The sequence below is a fragment of the Ruegeria sp. R14_0 genome (genome assembly GCF_017743975.1).
Classification (GTDB): Bacteria; Pseudomonadota; Alphaproteobacteria; order Rhodobacterales; family Rhodobacteraceae; genus Ruegeria.
Genome location: NZ_JAGHRC010000001.1, coordinates 709,514 through 726,054, shown reverse-complemented (window position 1 = coordinate 726,054; position 16,541 = coordinate 709,514). Strand labels below are relative to the sequence as shown.

The 16,541-nt window shown below is 59.0% G+C and carries 15 protein-coding genes; 5 read left to right on the top strand and 10 right to left on the bottom strand.

The features are described 5' to 3' along the window. Window positions 1-13: 13 nt before the first annotated feature. Complete coding sequence (locus J7416_RS03620) at window positions 14-538, bottom strand: component of SufBCD complex (protein WP_209223143.1); 525 nt, start codon at window positions 536-538, stop codon at window positions 14-16. Window positions 539-655: 117 nt separating this feature from the next. Between J7416_RS03620 and hemB the strand changes: the two genes are divergently transcribed. The 4 genes from hemB to J7416_RS03600 all read left to right on the top strand — a co-directional run bounded on the left by hemB (window position 656) and on the right by J7416_RS03600 (window position 5,505). After that, window positions 656-1,654, top strand: coding sequence for a porphobilinogen synthase (gene hemB, locus J7416_RS03615; protein WP_209223141.1), 999 nt, complete (start codon window positions 656-658; stop codon window positions 1,652-1,654). A 143-nt stretch (window positions 1,655-1,797) separates the two neighbouring features. Further along, complete coding sequence (locus J7416_RS03610; RefSeq protein ID WP_209223139.1) at window positions 1,798-2,370, top strand: YSC84-related protein; 573 nt, start codon at window positions 1,798-1,800, stop codon at window positions 2,368-2,370. Between the two features lie 169 nt (window positions 2,371-2,539). Continuing rightward, window positions 2,540-5,002, top strand: coding sequence for a penicillin acylase family protein (locus J7416_RS03605; protein WP_209223137.1), 2,463 nt, complete (start codon window positions 2,540-2,542; stop codon window positions 5,000-5,002). A gap of 107 nt (window positions 5,003-5,109) precedes the next feature. Further along, entirely contained in the window at window positions 5,110-5,505 is a 396-nt protein-coding gene (locus tag J7416_RS03600; RefSeq protein WP_209223135.1) for a nuclear transport factor 2 family protein, read from the top strand. A 1-nt stretch (window position 5,506) separates the two neighbouring features. On the opposite strand, the gene J7416_RS03595 is transcribed toward J7416_RS03600, so the two are convergent. The 5 genes from J7416_RS03595 to trkA all read right to left on the bottom strand — a co-directional run bounded on the left by J7416_RS03595 (window position 5,507) and on the right by trkA (window position 10,361). Continuing rightward, window positions 5,507-5,791, bottom strand: a complete 285-nt coding sequence (locus tag J7416_RS03595) for a putative quinol monooxygenase (protein WP_209223133.1) — start codon at window positions 5,789-5,791, stop codon at window positions 5,507-5,509. Between the two features lie 18 nt (window positions 5,792-5,809). Beyond that, window positions 5,810-7,081 carry a GTPase HflX gene (hflX, locus tag J7416_RS03590; protein ID WP_209223131.1) on the bottom strand — a complete coding sequence of 424 codons (1,272 nt, stop codon included), beginning with the start codon at window positions 7,079-7,081 and terminating at the stop codon, window positions 5,810-5,812. Then, the gene (gene hfq, locus J7416_RS03585; protein ID WP_005982826.1) at window positions 7,081-7,320 is read right to left on the bottom strand and encodes an RNA chaperone Hfq; all 240 of its coding nucleotides are present in this window, start codon (window positions 7,318-7,320) and stop codon (window positions 7,081-7,083) included. The genes hflX and hfq overlap by 1 nt, the downstream gene beginning before the upstream one ends. 126 nt (window positions 7,321-7,446) lie before the next feature. Then, on the bottom strand, window positions 7,447-8,985 hold the full coding sequence (locus tag J7416_RS03580; protein WP_209223128.1) for a TrkH family potassium uptake protein: 1,539 nt from the start codon (window positions 8,983-8,985) through the stop codon (window positions 7,447-7,449). Beyond that, window positions 8,985-10,361: a Trk system potassium transporter TrkA gene (gene trkA / locus J7416_RS03575; protein ID WP_209223126.1), complete on the bottom strand. Its 1,377-nt coding sequence runs from the start codon at window positions 10,359-10,361 to the stop codon at window positions 8,985-8,987. Before trkA ends, J7416_RS03580 begins: the two co-directional genes overlap by 1 nt. A gap of 96 nt (window positions 10,362-10,457) precedes the next feature. On the opposite strand from trkA, the gene J7416_RS03570 reads away from it, so the two are divergent. Continuing rightward, on the top strand, window positions 10,458-10,937 hold the full coding sequence (locus J7416_RS03570; protein ID WP_209223124.1) for a hypothetical protein: 480 nt from the start codon (window positions 10,458-10,460) through the stop codon (window positions 10,935-10,937). Window positions 10,938-10,942: 5 nt separating this feature from the next. Here J7416_RS03570 and J7416_RS03565 read toward each other — a convergent pair whose 3' ends face one another. From J7416_RS03565 to J7416_RS03550, 4 genes are read right to left on the bottom strand one after another with little or no spacing between them, the layout of a single operon-like run. Next, complete coding sequence (locus J7416_RS03565) at window positions 10,943-12,118, bottom strand: MFS transporter (protein ID WP_209223122.1); 1,176 nt, start codon at window positions 12,116-12,118, stop codon at window positions 10,943-10,945. A gap of 43 nt (window positions 12,119-12,161) precedes the next feature. Beyond that, complete coding sequence (locus J7416_RS03560) at window positions 12,162-12,737, bottom strand: helix-turn-helix transcriptional regulator (protein WP_209223120.1); 576 nt, start codon at window positions 12,735-12,737, stop codon at window positions 12,162-12,164. 31 nt (window positions 12,738-12,768) lie between these two features. After that, window positions 12,769-14,178 carry a sigma-54 dependent transcriptional regulator gene (locus J7416_RS03555; protein WP_209223118.1) on the bottom strand — a complete coding sequence of 470 codons (1,410 nt, stop codon included), beginning with the start codon at window positions 14,176-14,178 and terminating at the stop codon, window positions 12,769-12,771. Beyond that, the gene (locus tag J7416_RS03550; RefSeq protein WP_209223116.1) at window positions 14,175-16,463 is read right to left on the bottom strand and encodes a PAS domain-containing sensor histidine kinase; all 2,289 of its coding nucleotides are present in this window, start codon (window positions 16,461-16,463) and stop codon (window positions 14,175-14,177) included. The genes J7416_RS03555 and J7416_RS03550 overlap by 4 nt, the downstream gene beginning before the upstream one ends. Between the last annotated feature and the right edge of the window lie 78 nt (window positions 16,464-16,541).

Sequence of the window (16,541 nt, the reverse complement as noted above, 5' to 3'; positions counted from 1 at the left end):
TTTCCGATTGCCCTTATCCCAGAACCCCGATCGACAGGTTCTGGTACATGCCCCAGAGGGATGTAATCAAAATTGAGATCATGCCAATGATCTGTGTATAAATTCTGCACCGCATCAGGATTTTTGCCACGGGTTCCAGTGAGGGTTCAATGCGGTTCAGCTTACGCGCCGCGCGGATATTGATCAGCATCACCAGTGAAACTGGGAACAGCAGCAGAAAAACGGCCTGCGCAAATTCCACCTCGTAAAAAAAACCCATTATCGCCAGACCGGTAAAGAAAAAACAGCTTAGCGCCATGAGAACCAAACCAGAGACGTCGACGATATAAAGAACTCGGTTCCTGTTGATCCGCACGATGTCCAGCAGATCCTGCTCAGCCTGTCCACCAATTCGACGCGCCCGCACAACCAGATCATAGGGCACACCCATGGCCCAATGGCTGGCCGAAGACCACAATACTGCCAGTCCGATCCAGTACCACAGATTCGAAAAGCTTCGCATGTCGATGAGTTCGAAAATCGAAGATTGCAAATCCACGCGTCAGCCCTTTGTTCACTGTCTTTGGGCGTTCTTCGAACAAGCGCGTCCATTGTACCCTTGAGACCACCGGGAATTCATGCCACCCAATGCACGAATATTCAAGGAGCGCGAGCCATGAAACCGACTATCGCCCCCTACCCTTTGACCCGATTTCGTCGGGCGCGCCAATCTGATGCCATCCGCGGGCTGGTCCGGGAAAACGCACTGACCACCGACGATCTGATCTGGCCGGTTTTTGTAAGGGACGGCGAAGGGATCGAAGAGCCTGTCCCCTCGATGCCTGGCGTGGTGCGCCGCTCGGTCGATCTGATTGCACAGGCCGCCGTCGAAGCACAGGCGTTGGGGATCCCGGCGATTTGCATCTTTCCTTACACGGATCCGTCCCTGAAAACCGAAGACTGCGCCGAGGCGTGGAACCCGGACAACCTGTCGAACCGGGCCATTCGCGCAATCAAGGAAGCCGCCCCGGAAATCGCTGTGATGACCGACGTCGCACTGGACCCCTACAACATCAACGGCCATGACGGGTACGTGGTCGATGGCGAAATTGTGAACGACCAGACGGTCGAGGCGCTGGTCAAAATGACACTTGCGCAGGCCGAGGCCGGGGCCGACATCATTGGTCCGTCAGACATGATGGATGGCCGCATCGGCGCAATGCGCCGCGCGCTCGAGTCTGCTGGGTACCACAATGTGATGATCCTGAGCTATGCAGCGAAATACGCCAGCGCCTTTTACGGTCCCTTCCGCGATGCGGTCGGCGCGTCGGGCGCTCTGACTGGAGATAAGAAGACCTATCAGATGGACCCCGCCAATTCGAACGAGGCCCTGCGCCTGATCGAACGCGACCTGACCGAAGGCGCGGATATGGTGATGATCAAGCCGGGCATGCCCTATCTGGACATTTGCCGCCGGGTGAAAGACGCATTTGGCGCGCCCACTTATGCCTATCAGGTGTCCGGAGAGTACGCGATGGTTCAGGCTGCGGCGCAGAACGGTTGGATTGATGGTGAAAAGGTGATGCTGGAAAGCCTGCTGGCCTTCAAACGCGCCGGCTGCGACGGTATCCTGACCTACTTTGCGCCGCAGGTCGCCCGCATCCTGCAAGGCTAAAACCCCGAGCAGTCGCAATATTTCGCCGATTGCCAAGGCTGTTGGGCCAGCTTTCCCGTGACACACGGACGCAATCGGCGTATTCTTGCACATAAGATCGGGAACACCCGACACATCAGGCAGTTATAATACAGAGAAAAAACATGAGCAGTTCCAACTCCCCCCGACTGAACCGTCGTGGCTTTGCGCTTGGCATGGCCGGACTGACGGTTACGGCAGCCTGCGGCAATGGCGTGGGCAATTCAAACGCAGCACAGATCGATGCCCGTGTGAACGTCACCCTGAACGAGATGTTCACCAAATTTCCCAACACCGTTGAAATCGCCAACAAATCCACTGGTATGTTGGTGATGCCTCTGATCACCGAGGCCGGGTTTATCTTTGGTGGTGGCTTTGGCCAGGGTGCATTGCGGATCAACGGTGCAACGGTCGACTACTACTCGGCCGTCAAAGGCAGCGCCGGCCTGCAGATCGGTGCACAGCAATACGCGCATGTGTTGTTTTTCATGACCGAGGACGCGCTGAATGACTTCCGCCGTTCCAGCGGTTGGACTGCAGGCGCTGACATCGGCTATGTGGTCGATGCAACCGGCAGCACCTTGTCGACGACAACCACCACTCTGCGCACCCCTGTGATCGCGGCCATCTTCGGTCAGGCCGGTCTGTTGTTCGGTGCAACGCTCGAAGGCACCAAATACACGCGCATCATTCCCTGATTTCGAATACCACACCCCCCTCAAGCGCACCCCGCCGCGTCGTCATTGACGCGGCGGGGTTTTTCATCTCAGCCGCTTAACTTAACGTTCGCGGGGCGTTCCTCTTTCGGTCGGTCAGCCCTTCCAGTAGGGTTCAGCCAATGATTTCGTACGGGAATGTGGGGCGTTCATGGGTCTTGTTTTTCGCTGGCTGGTTCGGATTGCAACGGGTCTGGTCCTGTTGGCGGTTGCAGCCGTGGTTCTTGTCTACTTCCTCGCCAGTCAGTCCCTGCCGGATTACGATCAGACCGTAGAAGTCAATGGGCTCAGCGCCCCGGTTGAGATCGTGCGCGACACGGCCAACGTCCCCCATATCCTGGCTGAAAACGACCCCGATGTTTTCTTTGGCCTGGGCTATGCCCACGCGCAGGACCGCTTGTGGCAGATGACCGTCATGCGCCGCACCGCCCAGGGTCGCCTGTCCGAGGTATTCGGCGCGCGCACGGTGGAAATCGATAAGCTATTGCGGCGGTTTGACCTTTATGGCCTGGCACACCGTTCGGTCCAGGTTCAGGACGATTACACCAAGGCGGCGCTGCGGGCGTACGCTGCGGGCGTCAATGCGCGATTGGATGAGATCAACGAGAATGCGCTGGGTCGCGGCGCACCCGAGATGTTCCTGTTCAACGCACCCGTTTCGCCGTGGCAGCCGGGTGACAGCATCGCAGTGATCAAACTGATGAGCCTGCAACTGTCCGGCCATCTGAAGGATGAAGTGCTGCGCGCCCGGACCTCGCTGATACTGAATGATCCGCAACGGTTGTCCGACATCCTTCCGGACGTACCCGGCCCGGGCATCGCGGCGCTGCCGGAATACGCAGCCCTGTTCCCCGGTCTGCCGCGTTATGCCGAGGGCACTCCGATGCCTGACACGCCCCTGTCTCCTTTCCCCAAACGCGGATTGGCCGGGGCATCCAACGCATGGTCCGCCGCGCCCTCGCGCTCGGCAATCGGAGGCACCTTGCTTGCCAACGACCCGCATCTGGGCCTGACGGCACCCGGCATATGGTATCTGGCGCGGCTCGAACTGGCCAAAGGCGGCGTAATCGGCGCGACTATTCCAGGTATTCCCGCGATCATGACCGGCCGCAGCGATCGTCTGGGTTGGGGCCTGACCTCGTCCTATCTGGACGATCAGGATGTGCATATCGAGCAGTTGAACCCCGAAAACCCCGAAGAATATCTGACGCCTGATGGCTACAAACGGTTCCGCACCCGCCCTTCGATCATCGAGATCAAGGACGAGGCACCCATCACCCTGACCCTGCGCTGGACCGAAAACGGACCGGTTCTGCCTGGCACTCACTATGATCTCGAGACGATCACGCCGCCGGGCCATGTCGCGTCCCTGTCCTGGACGGCGCTCAGCCCGCGCGACACGTCGATGACCGCGTCAATGGGTTTGATGAATTCCAACAGCGTGCGCGAAGCGATTGATGCAGCCGAGCTGTTCATCGCGCCCTCGCAAAACCTGTCACTGGTTGATACGGACACGATCGGCATGAAGCTGATTGGGGCGATGCCGAAACGGGACATCCGCAACCAAAGCCGCGGCCGCATCCCAACGCCAGGCTGGCTGGCGGAAAACCTGTGGCAGGGCCGCCTGCCATACGCGGACAACCCGGAATTCGTAGCCCCGGCAGGCGGAATTCTGGGCAACACCAACAACAAGATCATCGACCGTCCTTTCCCAAACCATGTCTCGTACGAATGGGGCGACACGCAGCGCGTTCATCGTTGGGAGCGTCTGATGCAATCGCGTGAGGTTCACACCCGCGACAGCTTTATCGAAGCACAGCTGGACACCGTCAGCTTTACCGCCCGCTCGCTGCTGCCCTTGATCGGTGCCGATCTGTGGTTCACTGGAGCCTCGGCCCCCGAAGGCACGCCCGAACGACGGCGGCAAGTCGCCCTGTCGCTGTTGGCCGAGTGGAATGGTGAAATGAACGAACACCTGCCCGAGCCGCTAATCTACGCTGCATGGCTGCGCGCCCTGCAAATCCGGTTGATTTCCGACGAGCTCGGCCCGCTGGCCGCCGAGTACAAACACGTCGAGCCACTCTTTATCGAACGGGTCTACCGCGACATTGACGGGGCCTCGGTCTGGTGTGACGTGCGCCAAAGCGCGCCGGTCGAAACCTGCACCGACATGGCCCGGCTTGCGCTTGATGATGCGCTGATCTGGATCACCGAAAAATATGGCGGCGCGCTGGAATCGCTCCGCTGGGGTGACGCGCATCAAGCTACGCATGACCATCCGGTGCTGGGCACGGTCCCGGTGCTGCGTTTCTTCGTCAATATCCGCCAGTCCACAAGCGGCGGCGACAACACTCTGCTGCGCGGCCGGACGTCGGGTGAAGGGCCCGACCCGTTCCAGAACGTCCACGGCGCGGGCTATCGCGGCGTGTATGATTTTGCCGACCCCAACAGTTCGGTCTTCATCACCGCGACGGGTCAGTCCGGTCATTTCCTGTCACGCTACTATGATGATCAAGCGCAGCTGTGGAGACGGGGCGAATACATCCCGATGTCGCTGGACCTTGATCTGGCCCGCGCGGCCGCAGTCGGTGTGACCAACCTTATCCCGCGCTGATTTCGACGCTTCGGCAAGACCTTGCCCCTTTTTTTCGCGGTCGTGGACGCGCACCGGTGTTTTCGCCTACGATCTGAGAGGCGACCATTTCGAGCCGGGGGGTACAGATGGCCAGTATTCGGGATATGATGAACAATCTCGCCCGCGACTACGCAATCGCCTGGAGTTCTGGCGACCCGGACTCTGTAGCCAGTTTCTATGCCCCGGACGGGCAGATCATCATCAACCGGGGCGAACCCATTGTCGGCCGCGCCGCCGTCGCAGATATGGCGCGGGGGTTCTATGCCGATTTCCCGGACCTTGAGGTGCGCTGCGACATGCTGCGATGGGCAGGAACTCATGCCATCTTTGTCTGGACGCTGGAAGGCCACCACGCGCAAACCGGCAACCATGTCGTCACCCGCGGCTGGGAAGAATGGGAGCTGACGGCGGACAACAAGGTTCAATCGTCGCTCGGCTGGTTCGATGCCGAGGATTATCAACGTCAGATTGATGGCAAGTAACCTATTCCATCGTGATCTCGTAGTCTCGCGGGATACCCTCGGTCACCTTGAACCAGGCCGAGGCTTTTGTCCGTGCCTGATGCGCGTCGAAGGCGGCCTGGTTTTCGAACACCTCGCTGACGTTGAAACGGCCTGACACTTCCACGTCTTCCGCCACGTCAAAGGCGATGCATCCGGGCTCGGCCCGCGTCAACGCGATGTGATCTGACAACGCAGCGCGTACCTGCGCGATCCGGTTATCAGGTACGGAGATATAGCCGTTTAAGAAAACCTTGGCTTCTGACATCGTGAACTCCTGCGCAGATCACAGGGCGGCGAACTGCGCCGCCTGTTTGTCAGTCCACAAGACGGTGATCTGAAACCCATCCTCCGTCTGCTCTTCGGATCGCACGACGTCCTGGCGGAACAGCCAGGCCCGCTTGTTTCCTTCGGCAAATCCCAGCGTCAGAACATTTTCATGCCGCACGCCTTGCAGTTTCTCGGCGATTTCGGCCAGCAAGGGTTCGATCCCCTCACCTGTCACGGCAGAGATGGCAAAGATCGACGGATCACGCTCGGCCCGCGCGGACGCGGCTTCACGCTCGTCTTCGCTCAGCAGGTCGATCTTGTTCCAGACCTCAAGCCGCGGGCGTTCGTCATCCACGCCAAGCGAGGTCAGGATCGCCTCGACATCCTGCGCTTGCTCATCGGTTTCTTCGTGACTGATATCGCGGACATGGACGACAATATCCGCGCCCAAAACCTCTTCGAGCGTGGCGCGGAAGGCCGCAACCAGTTCCGTCGGCAGGTTCGAGATGAACCCCACCGTATCAGACAGGATCACCTCGGGACCGTCGGGCAGTTCAACGCGGCGCATGGTTGGATCCAGCGTAGCGAACAGCATGTCCTTGGCCATCACCTCGGCACCGGTCAGCCGGTTGAACAGCGTGGATTTACCGGCGTTCGTATAGCCCACCAAGGCCACAATAGGGTACGGCACCTTGGCCCGCGCCTTGCGGTGCAGTTCGCGGGTTTTGACCACCTTTTGCAGTTGCCGCCGCAGACGTACGAGTTGTTCGTCAATGGCACGGCGGTCGGCCTCGATCTGGGTTTCACCGGGGCCGCCGACAAAGCCCAATCCGCCCCGCTGCCGTTCCAGGTGGGTCCAGGCGCGCACCAGTCGCGTCCGCTGATAGCTGAGCGCGGCCATCTCGACCTGCAGCACACCCTCACGGGTCCGGGCGCGATCGCTGAAAATCTCAAGGATCAGTCCGGTCCGGTCGAGGATCTTGACCTTCCATGCCTTTTCCAGATTGCGCTGCTGAACAGGCGTCACCGGGCCGTCGATCAGCACCAGTTCAATCTCGTTTTCCTTGAACCGCGCGCCCAGTTCCTCAATCTTGCCACTGCCGAACAAAAGCCCCGGCTGGGCACGCTGAAGGCGCACGATTTCGGCCCCGATCACATCCAGATCGGGCAAAGCGGCAGCCAAAGCCACCGCTTCTTCCAGCGCTGGTTCGGGGACACGGCGCTGTTCATCTGATTTGATTTCCGGATGCAGCACCCAGGCCCGGGTGCGCACCCTGTCATGTTCCATCAAGAGGCGTCTTCGCCCTCATACAGGTTGATCGGCTGTGACGGCATGATTGTCGAAATCGCATGCTTGTAGACCAGCTGCGACTGTCCGTCGCGGCGCAGAAGCACGCAGAAATTGTCGAACCAGGTGATCACACCCTGCAATTTCACACCGTTGATCAGGAATATTGTGACCGGGACCTTTGCTTTCCGTACATTGTTCAGGAACGCGTCCTGCAGATTCTGTCTGTCCGAAGCCATATTTTTATAATCTCGCCATTGTTCTTGCTACGCGCTGCGGACCAACGCGCTCCCTCCGGCAGAGTATGGAGTGTCGTTAACCGATATTCCAGATGAAAAATCAGGCAGCCTTGCAGGTGAGGATTCTCAGTCCCGCCAGAGGCTTGGCGTAATCAGCGCAATGATCGCCAGCGTTTCCAACCGCCCGATCACCATCGCTGCGCACAGGGTCAGCTTTGCCCCCCAGGGCAAATCGACCAAGCGAATGGGAACATCGGTGGCCAATTCGATCAACGGACCCGTGGTGCTGAGCGCCGCGACGCTCAGAACCATCGCCTGTTCAAACCCCGACCCCATGGCTGCCAACAGCAGGTTAAACAACGCGGTCGTCAGAGCGAACATCATCAAGAAGATCCAGGCGATAAAGGCACCGTCGCTTTGGATGCGCCGGTTCCCTCCGCCAATGCCGCTCACGGATGAGGGATAGATCAGCCGGTCAATCTCGCGCGCGCCGTTCAGGTAGAGGGCAAAGACGCGCAGAAGTTTGACGCCCCCCGCAGTGGTCGCCACGCCGCCGCCGATCAGGGCCAGACCCATCAGGATCAGCCCGGGCGTACCCAAACCGGACAGTTGCTGCGCGTCGTTCCAGTTGGCGCTTTCAAAACCGGCCGTGGTCAGGAAAGACAACGCGGTGAACGTCATCCCCCAGATCACGCCAAGCGCCTGCATCGGCTCTAGCTGGTTGCCGATCTCAAGCACCCCAGCCCAAACCCGCGCAAACAACAGGGCCGCCACGAAGGCAACGATCATCAGGCCAATCCGAAACTCGGGGTCCTTATCCAGGCGGGAATAGCCCGTGGTCGCTGTATCGGTGGAAAAGGTCAGCCGTGAGAGCGCGAAGAACAGGAACAGGAAAAGGATGGCTTCACCCGTAATACCCGCCTGTGCCCCTTCCAAGCCACCCACCGGAGAAATGCCGGACGTGGCCATGGTGGACATCGCGTGACACACGGCGGTCAGTCCGTTTTCACCTGCGACCAGTAGCAGGATACAGATAACGGCGGTCAGACCCGCATAGACCGGTGTCAGGGTCAGGGTCACGCGGATCAAGCGACCGCGCGGATCGACCTCTTCGCTCTGGGCCACGCCCGAGACCGGACGGCCGGGCTGGCCGCGCGCTGTAATCTCGAACCCGCCCAGCGACAAAGGGGCAAGAATGGCAGCCGCTGCGATCCACATCAGCAAACCGCCCATCCATCCGACCAAAGCCCGCCACAGGTGCAGCGGCGCAGTTAGTCGGTCCGGGTCGGGAAACAGATCTGCGCCGGTCGTCGTCACCGCGCTGACCATGTCGAAATAGGCGTTCAGAAAGGTAGTGTTTCCCAAGGCGTCATGCAGCGGGATCGCCAGGAACAGAGGCAAAATCGTAAAGCATCCCAGTAAAACGGCCAGCTGCCCCAAGGTGCCGCGACGCGGTATTCGGTTTGACGAAGCCAAAGCGATGGTCGAAACGACAAACAGGCCCAGCAAACCGGAATAGAAAAATGACCGCGACGTGTCGTGGTCATCCAAAGCAAGCGCATAGATTGCCGGGATCCACATCGAAAGCGAGACAATGCCCCAGATCAAAAGGAACAGCGGCAAGCGCTGTATCAGCCTGATCTTTTGTCTCCGAGCGCGCGCCATCAGAAGAAATCGATTGAAACCTGTAACAGGCGCTCGACTTCGGGCACGTCCTTGGCCATCGCAAAGATCGCCAGCACGTCTTTTTCTTCGATCCGCAGACTGCCGGTCGGACGCAGCAGTTCATCGCCCTTTCGGACGGCCCCCACCAGAACGCCTTCGGGAAAATCGATGTCCCGCAGTTTCTGTCCGGCCATGGGAGAGGTCGACAGGACCTCGGCCTCGATCACTTCGGCCTCGGCATCGCCGATCGAATAGACCTGACGCACCCGCCCGTGACGGATATGGCGCAGGATCGAACTGACAGTGGTCGCACGTGGGTTGATGTAAGCATCGATACCCAAAGGCCCCATCAGCGCCACCATGCTGGGGTCGTTGATCAACGCAATTGCAAGGGCGCACCCCTCGGCCTTCGCGCGTACGGCAGCCAGCATGTTCGCCCGGTCATCATCAGTAACCGCCAACATCGCATCGGCGCGCTCAATCCCTGCCTCACGCAACAGCGCAGCATCCAACCCGTCGCCGTTCAGGACAATCGTGCGCTCCAGCGCTTCTGCAGCCAGTTCGGCACATTGGCGGTCGCGTTCAATGACCTTGGCGCGCACGCGACTTTCACGTTCTTCCAGTGTCCGCGCGACCTCGAGCCCGACATTTCCGCCGCCCACAATCACCACGCGGTCCTGCTTTTTCTGGGCTTTACCGAACACCTCCATGGTGCGGTCCACGTCTTTGACATTGGTAAAGACATAGCATTCGTCGCCGACAAACAGTTGGTCTTCAGATTCCGGAGCGAACAGCGTGCCTTCGCGTCGAACCCCAACCACAATCGAGCTGAGTGTCGAAAACAGATCCGTCAATTGGCGCAGGGGCGTGTTCACGATGGGGCAGTCTTCGTCGATGCGAATGCCCAGCAACTGCGCCTGCCCGTCCATGAACATCTCGGTATCAAAGGCCGAGGGGGCCGACAGGCGGCGCATGGCGGCGGCGGCGACCTCGCGCTCGGGGCTGATCACCACATCAATCGGCAGATGGTCGCGCCGAAACAGGTCCGAATGGATAGCCTGCAGGTAAGACTTTGCCCGCAGACGTGCGATCTTGCGTTGGATCGAGAAAATCGAGTGCGCCATCTGACAGGTGACCATATTCACCTCGTCCGAATGGGTCGCCGCGATGATCATGTCCGCATCCCGCGCGCCTGCACGTTCCAGAACGTCCGGATAGCTGGCAAATCCGGCGATCCCCTGCACATCCAGCGTCTCTGTCGCCCGGCGCACCAGATCGGGATTGTTGTCCACCACTGTTACGTCATTCAGCTCGCCCGACAAGTGGCGTGCGATCTGCCAGCCGACCTGACCGGCACCGCAAATGATGACCTTCATGTTTCTGGCCCTTCTGCCTGAAATCCTTGAATGACAGATGCCCCCATAGCGGTCAATTGAATTGTCATATCTGCCAGATTGAGGCAAGATAAGCCTATGAAATCAGTGCTTCGCCTGCTTGTTCCCGTGATGACCCTGTCCGCGTGCAGTGGCCCGCTTTCGCTGTATTACCGCGAGGGCGAGAGCGTCGCGCGCGCCCAGTCCGAAACCACGCAATGCCAGGTTCAGGCCGTTCAGAATGTGCCCGTGGCCAATCAGGTAAGACAAAGCCCGCCCACTTATTGGCCCGGCCGCACCTACTGCGACAGTCGCGGTCGGTGCCACCGGTCACCGGGTTGGTGGCAACCGGGGCAGATTTACACCGTGGACGTCAACGCAGGGCTGCGCAACTCGGTCGAGGCGCAGTGCATGGCGCGAAAAGGATTTCGACCTGTCAGCCTGCCGCCCTGCAAGCAGAATGTGAAATCTCAGGTTGCGCCAGCGCGTACTACGACACTGCCGCCGCTGGGAACCGAGTCCTGCTACGTTAAATTCGACGACGGATCATTCCAAATCATCACACCCGGCCAAATCTGACCGGATCACTCCGGTTCGACCTGCCGTCGCCTTGCCGCAAACCACAGGTGGAGTGCGATGGCGATAAGATAGATACCAATGACCACGGTCAGCATCCCTGCCTCATCCGTACGCAACAGGATTGCCAGCAAAAACGGCGTGCCCAGCAGGTTGCCGCCATTGCCCATTTGCGCCATCGCTCCATAGCTGAGCGCTTGCGCCTCTGCCGAAGTGTTGAGCTGCGGAACTGCCGCAAAGCTTCCCCCCTGAACCAAGCCCAGCACCGCGAACAGCGCGATGCACACGACTGTCAGTGGCGCGCCCAGAAACAGCGCTGATATCGTTAGGATGGCCAACCCAAATCCAAGGTTGATGACAAAGACGCTGGACACAAAGTTCAACAACAACGGAACAACCAGTAACGACAGCACGATACCTGCAAGTGGCATCAGCCCGGCAATCGAGGCCCGGGTCGCTTCGGGCAATTGACCGGGCAGAATTGCCAAAAGCGACACAAAGGTCAGTGTATAAAAGAACCACCCCAGCGCCGGAGCGGCCACAAATGCGGAACGGTATGTGCGCACGTGGACGTCTGCGATGTATCTCAGGCTCCAACGCACCCGCTCGGGCGGGTCCATATTCACCTGCAATCTGATCAACACAATCAGACCTGCAGTTGCCAACATCAAACCACCATGCAATCCGAAAAAGGCAGGCAGGCCGAACTGATCGACAAAAGGCAGGCCAATCCAGGCGTTCATGGCAAAAGCCACTCCGAAAAAACTGCTCCAAAGAACCATCGCTGCATTGCGGGCTTTGCCTTGGGTGATCTGCGCGATCAAGGTTGGCGCGGCGACGACGATAGCAAGATGCGACACCCCTTCCAGCACGCGGCTGATCAGCATCGCGTCAAACCCGGGGATCGTCGCTTGGTATAACGAGATTGCGCCGCCAAGAAGCAAGCCGAAGATCAATAATTTGACAGGCCCCACCCGGCCAGTAACCGCACCCGACACAGCCCCGAAAACGGCACCAATCAGGCTGATGATCGACAACATCCACCCCAGGAAGCCTGCGTGATCAGGATAAAGCAGCCCAACATCGGCGAAGGGCACCGCAATCTTGGCGAACTGCGTGGCAGCGCCCAAACCGGCAAGCCAGAGAATAAGTACTTGTGTAAAAACACGAACGGGCTGAGTCATGCGCCTGTTCTACAGGCTCGTTGAATCCAAGCACACGCATAAATTATGCGCGGCTTTCCCGTGCCCCGCTCACCAGCCGAACCGGAGTCCCATCGGACAGGTACAGACGTTCCCAAATGATCTGCCCCGCACTGATCCTGATTTGGTCATGACTAGCCTCAGAAGTGATAAAGGCTTTGGGTTCAGGGTGCTGAAGGTCCCACCAGCCATCCTTCTGCAACTCGGCTTCGGCTTGTCGGATTTCATCGGTTGCGAACTGCCACAGCGACACGCCCAGCAATGCACGCTGACTGGTTTTCCAGTCTTTGGCCCGGCTGGCCGAGTACGCCAGACACGCGTGACTGGCCTCTTCCACCAGATGGACGCATTCGTTCGAGTTCATCACCAGCCGTTTGAGCGCGCTGTCATCCCGTCTGGTTGAACTCAGCGTCGAAAAAACCGTGGCCTGCACGGCGGGCTCGGGAACCTGAACTCCGTTCTCCCACCTGGAAATCGTGGTCTGATCAACTCCCAACAGCTCGGCAAGTGCCGACTGTTTGTAGCCCACCGACCGCCGCATCCTTTTCAGACGCGGCCCAAATGCCGGATACCCTGCACCGTTTGAGGCTATCTGGAGCATCACTTTCGATTTCTCCATCCCGGCCGGCGGATTACTCCGCCGGTTCCGGTTCGTCGATTTGCGCCACGCGCGCGCCGGATTTGTTCGACGTTACAACCCCCAATGATTTCAACTTGCGGTGCAGCGCGCTGCGCTCCATCCCGACAAAGCTGGCGGTCCGGCTGATGTTACCGCCAAAGCGATTGATCTGGGTCAGCAGGTATTCCCGCTCAAACGCCTCGCGCGCTTCGCGCAGTGGCAGGGTTGCCAAGGCGCCAGACAGGACCACGCGACCAGAATCGTCGGTCTTTTCCTCTTCGGTCGGCAACTCACGGGCCTCAATGGGGCCTGTGCCGTCGCCAAGGATCAGAACTCGCTCGATCAGGTTTTTAAGCTGACGCACATTGCCCGGCCAAGTCATGGTCTGCAGCAGCGCTACGGCCTCTTCCGAGATATCACGGATCGGCAAGCCTTGGGTTTCATTGCACATTTCGATAAAGTGCTGCGCCAGAACCGGGATGTCCTCGCGCCGGTCCTCCAGCGACGGCACTGCAATCGGAACAACGTTCAGTCGGTGATACAGCTCTTCGCGGAACCGGTCACCTTCGATCTCGGCCTCAAGATCGCGGTTCGTCGAAGAGATCACCCGCAGGTCAACCCGCACTTTGTCCGAGCCACCGACCCGCTGGAATTGCTGGTCGACCAGCACCCGCAGGATCTTGGATTGGGTGCCCAACGGCATGTCAGCGACTTCGTCGAAATAGATCACGCCGCCATGCGCCTCTTCCAGCAGACCGGATTCGATCCCGCGTTCCGAGGATTCGCGCCCGAACAGCACCTCTTCAACACGTTCAGGTTCAATCCCGGCGCAATTGACGGTGACAAACGGCGCGTTGGCGCGGTTGGAATGGGCGTGAATATAGCGCGCGGCAATCTCTTTGCCCGACCCGGCCGGTCCGCTCAGCATGACGCGACCGTTTGACTTGGTGACCTTGTCCAATTGGCCCTGCATAGCCCGGAAAGAGGCCGATTTGCCGATCATGTCCGAGTTCGTCACCTCGCGCCGTTTCAGAGAAGCATTCTCGCGGCGCAGGCGCGACGTTTCCATGGCGCGGCGGATCACCACCATTAACTGATCAATATTGAAGGGCTTTTCGATAAAGTCGTACGCCCCCTGCTTGATTGCGGCGACGGCGATTTCGATGTTGCCGTGGCCGGAAATGATCACAACCGGCACATCCGGGTTGTCGCGTTTAACCGCCTTCAGGATGTCGATCCCGTCCATCCGGCTGTCTTTCAACCAGATATCCAGGATCAATAGACCCGGTGGTTCCGAGTTGATGGCCGCCATGCATTCGTCCGAGTTGCCAGCCAACCGGGTTGCATAGCCTTCGTCCTCCAGAATGTCGGACACCAGTTCGCGAATATCGCGCTCGTCATCTACGATCAGAATGTCACTCATCTTTGGCCTGCTTTCAGTTTGTTGGTTTTGATTGCCTGCTTTTGTGGCGCTGATGTCTGGGAAAAATTGCCCCCCGGCAAACGGATCACGGCCATCGCACCGAAATGGTCCTGTCCGTCGAAAACGGGCGCATCTTCCAAAGTCAGCGCTCCGCCATGTTCTTCTATGATCTTTTTGACGATGGGCAGGCCCAGACCCGTACCCTCGTCGCGGGTGGTGACATAGGGTTCAAACAACCTTGCCCGGTCCTCGGGCAGGCCTATGCCATTGTCCGCAATCGTGATTACCGTTCCCGCATCGTCATTGGTAACGTCCACTTTTATCTGTGGCTTCAGGTTTTCAGGTGGACCTTTTTTCTTAAGCGTTTCAATGGCCTCACCCGCGTTCTTTATCAGGTTTGTCAGAGCCTGATTCAGCATCGTCGCGTCCACATCCGCCTGGATCGGATGATCCGGTAAAGTCGCGTCGATCTGCACATCCGGTTGTCCGGCCTGCTGCAACAGAACCGCTTCGCGCACCAGTCCAACGATGTCTTCTTCCCGTCGGTCAGGTTCCGGCATACGCGCGAATTTCGAAAATTCATCCACGATCCGCCGCAGATCATTGGTCTGCCGCACGATCACATCGGTCATGGATTCAAGGCTGTCGCAATCCTCCTCGTCCAGCTTGCGCGAGAATTTGCGTTTGATCCGTTCAGCGCTGAGCTGGATTGGTGTCAGCGGGTTCTTGATCTCATGCGCGATGCGCCGGGCCACGTCACCCCATGCGGCCATACGCTGCGCACTGACCAGATCGGTCACGTCATCGAAAGCGACCACATAGCCCTCTAAGCCACCATCCTCGCCACGCCGGGTTGCCATCCGCACCAGCAGGTTTTCCAGCCGCCCTTTGCGCGTGACCTTAATCTCCCCCTGTACAGCCTCTTGCCCACTGTCCTTAAGGCTTTCAAACAACGGCAGGAATTCCGGAACCGCGATCCCAATCGCCAGATGTTCTTCGCCGCGCGACCAGTCCAAAAGACGTTCAGCCGAGCGGTTCACGAAGGTCACGCACCCATCCGAATCGACGCCAACGACGCCCGAGGTCACCGAGCTGAGAACCGAATCAAACAGACGGCGGCGGCGTTCGATTTGCTGAGTGTTTTCAAGCAGAGTGTCCCGCTGCCCTTTAAGTTGGCGCGTCATCTGATTGAAATAACGGCCTAACATGGCGATCTCGTCATCGCTGGCCTCTTCAATGACCTGAACGCTCAGGTCTCCGGCACCGACCCTTTGCGCCGCCGTTGTCAGACGCCCCACGGGACGCGAAAGGCGTTCGGCAAACCACATGCCCAGCGACATTGCTGCAAGGATCAGGATGACAGCGAAGCCAAGGTACAGAAGCCCGAACTCGAACAGAACCCGGCCCCTTTCGCTTTCGAGCTGTTGATAGAACTGCACCGTCTCTTTGGTGTCATCCAACAGAGTCAGCAACTCTCCGTCCACCTCGCGGCTGACATAGAGATACCGGTCCAAATAGGCCTGCAAAGGCACCAGGGCGCGGAATTCATTGTTTTGCCAATCGGCGATAATCAGCAGGCCATTATCGGTGGCCTCGACCATCTGCTCTGGCGTCGGAGCCTCGTAGTTGAACAGATAGGACCGGTCCCCGCGGGACTTGATTTCTCCACTGCCGTCAATGACATAGGCCTCACGCAGCCCGCGTTGAATCTGAGATTGTCCTTGCGCCAGAACCTCGCGCAACTCAGCATCTGAGATGTAGAAATCAAGCGACCGCGCGTTATCAAGATAGCGCGACAGAACGACAGCGTCCTGTGTCAAACCGCGACGATGCTCAAGCTCATAGGCCTCGGCTGCAGACAGGGACGATCCGACCACCTGGCGGACCCGATCCGAGAACCAACCTTCCAGGCCGATGTTCACAGTAAGACCTGCAAAGATCGCAACAGTCACCGTCGGCACCAGCGCCAGAAGTGTAAAGGCACCGATCAGCCTTAGGTGCAGGCGTGATCCGGCGGACTTGGCGCGGCGCGCAGCGATCAGGCTGCCCACCTGCCCCAACACCAAGGCTGCGACGACCAGCACATAAACCAGATCCGCCAGAAGAATCAGTCGCAGAGTGGGGGCGGCAGAGCCCAGATCAAAAGGACCGATGACCAGATAGGTGGCCAGCGCCAGAACCGGCCCCAGAAGAACCAGCCCCAAGGTGCTAATATTGCGCAGTTTTCGGGATTTCCGCCACCGATCAATCGATAGGATCAGCCCGCTCTGTGCTCGGGTTGCCACCGTCTGCCCTCATCCTGATGTGCCGCTTTCGCGGCTTACCGCCATATCTCGTGGTCGTTGCCGGATGCGTACCCGGAT

Excerpts from the sequence above, each read along its gene's own strand:
- hemB (WP_209223141.1), top strand. The coding sequence starts at position 656 with ATGAAACCGACTATCGCCCCCTACCCTTTGACCCGATTTCGTCGGGCG.
- J7416_RS03605 (WP_209223137.1), top strand. The coding sequence starts at position 2,540 with ATGGGTCTTGTTTTTCGCTGGCTGGTTCGGATTGCAACGGGTCTGGTC.
- J7416_RS03560 (WP_209223120.1), bottom strand. The coding sequence starts at position 12,737 with ATGCTCCAGATAGCCTCAAACGGTGCAGGGTATCCGGCATTTGGGCCG.
- J7416_RS03555 (WP_209223118.1), bottom strand. The coding sequence starts at position 14,178 with ATGAGTGACATTCTGATCGTAGATGACGAGCGCGATATTCGCGAACTG.
- J7416_RS03610 (WP_209223139.1), top strand. The coding sequence starts at position 1,798 with ATGAGCAGTTCCAACTCCCCCCGACTGAACCGTCGTGGCTTTGCGCTT.
- J7416_RS03600 (WP_209223135.1), top strand. The coding sequence starts at position 5,110 with ATGGCCAGTATTCGGGATATGATGAACAATCTCGCCCGCGACTACGCA.
- J7416_RS03570 (WP_209223124.1), top strand. The coding sequence starts at position 10,458 with ATGAAATCAGTGCTTCGCCTGCTTGTTCCCGTGATGACCCTGTCCGCG.
- hflX (WP_209223131.1), bottom strand. The coding sequence starts at position 7,081 with ATGGAACATGACAGGGTGCGCACCCGGGCCTGGGTGCTGCATCCGGAA.
- J7416_RS03580 (WP_209223128.1), bottom strand. The coding sequence starts at position 8,985 with ATGGCGCGCGCTCGGAGACAAAAGATCAGGCTGATACAGCGCTTGCCG.
- trkA (WP_209223126.1), bottom strand. The coding sequence starts at position 10,361 with ATGAAGGTCATCATTTGCGGTGCCGGTCAGGTCGGCTGGCAGATCGCA.
- J7416_RS03595 (WP_209223133.1), bottom strand. The coding sequence starts at position 5,791 with ATGTCAGAAGCCAAGGTTTTCTTAAACGGCTATATCTCCGTACCTGAT.
- J7416_RS03565 (WP_209223122.1), bottom strand. The coding sequence starts at position 12,118 with ATGACTCAGCCCGTTCGTGTTTTTACACAAGTACTTATTCTCTGGCTT.
- hfq (WP_005982826.1), bottom strand. The coding sequence starts at position 7,320 with ATGGCTTCGGACAGACAGAATCTGCAGGACGCGTTCCTGAACAATGTA.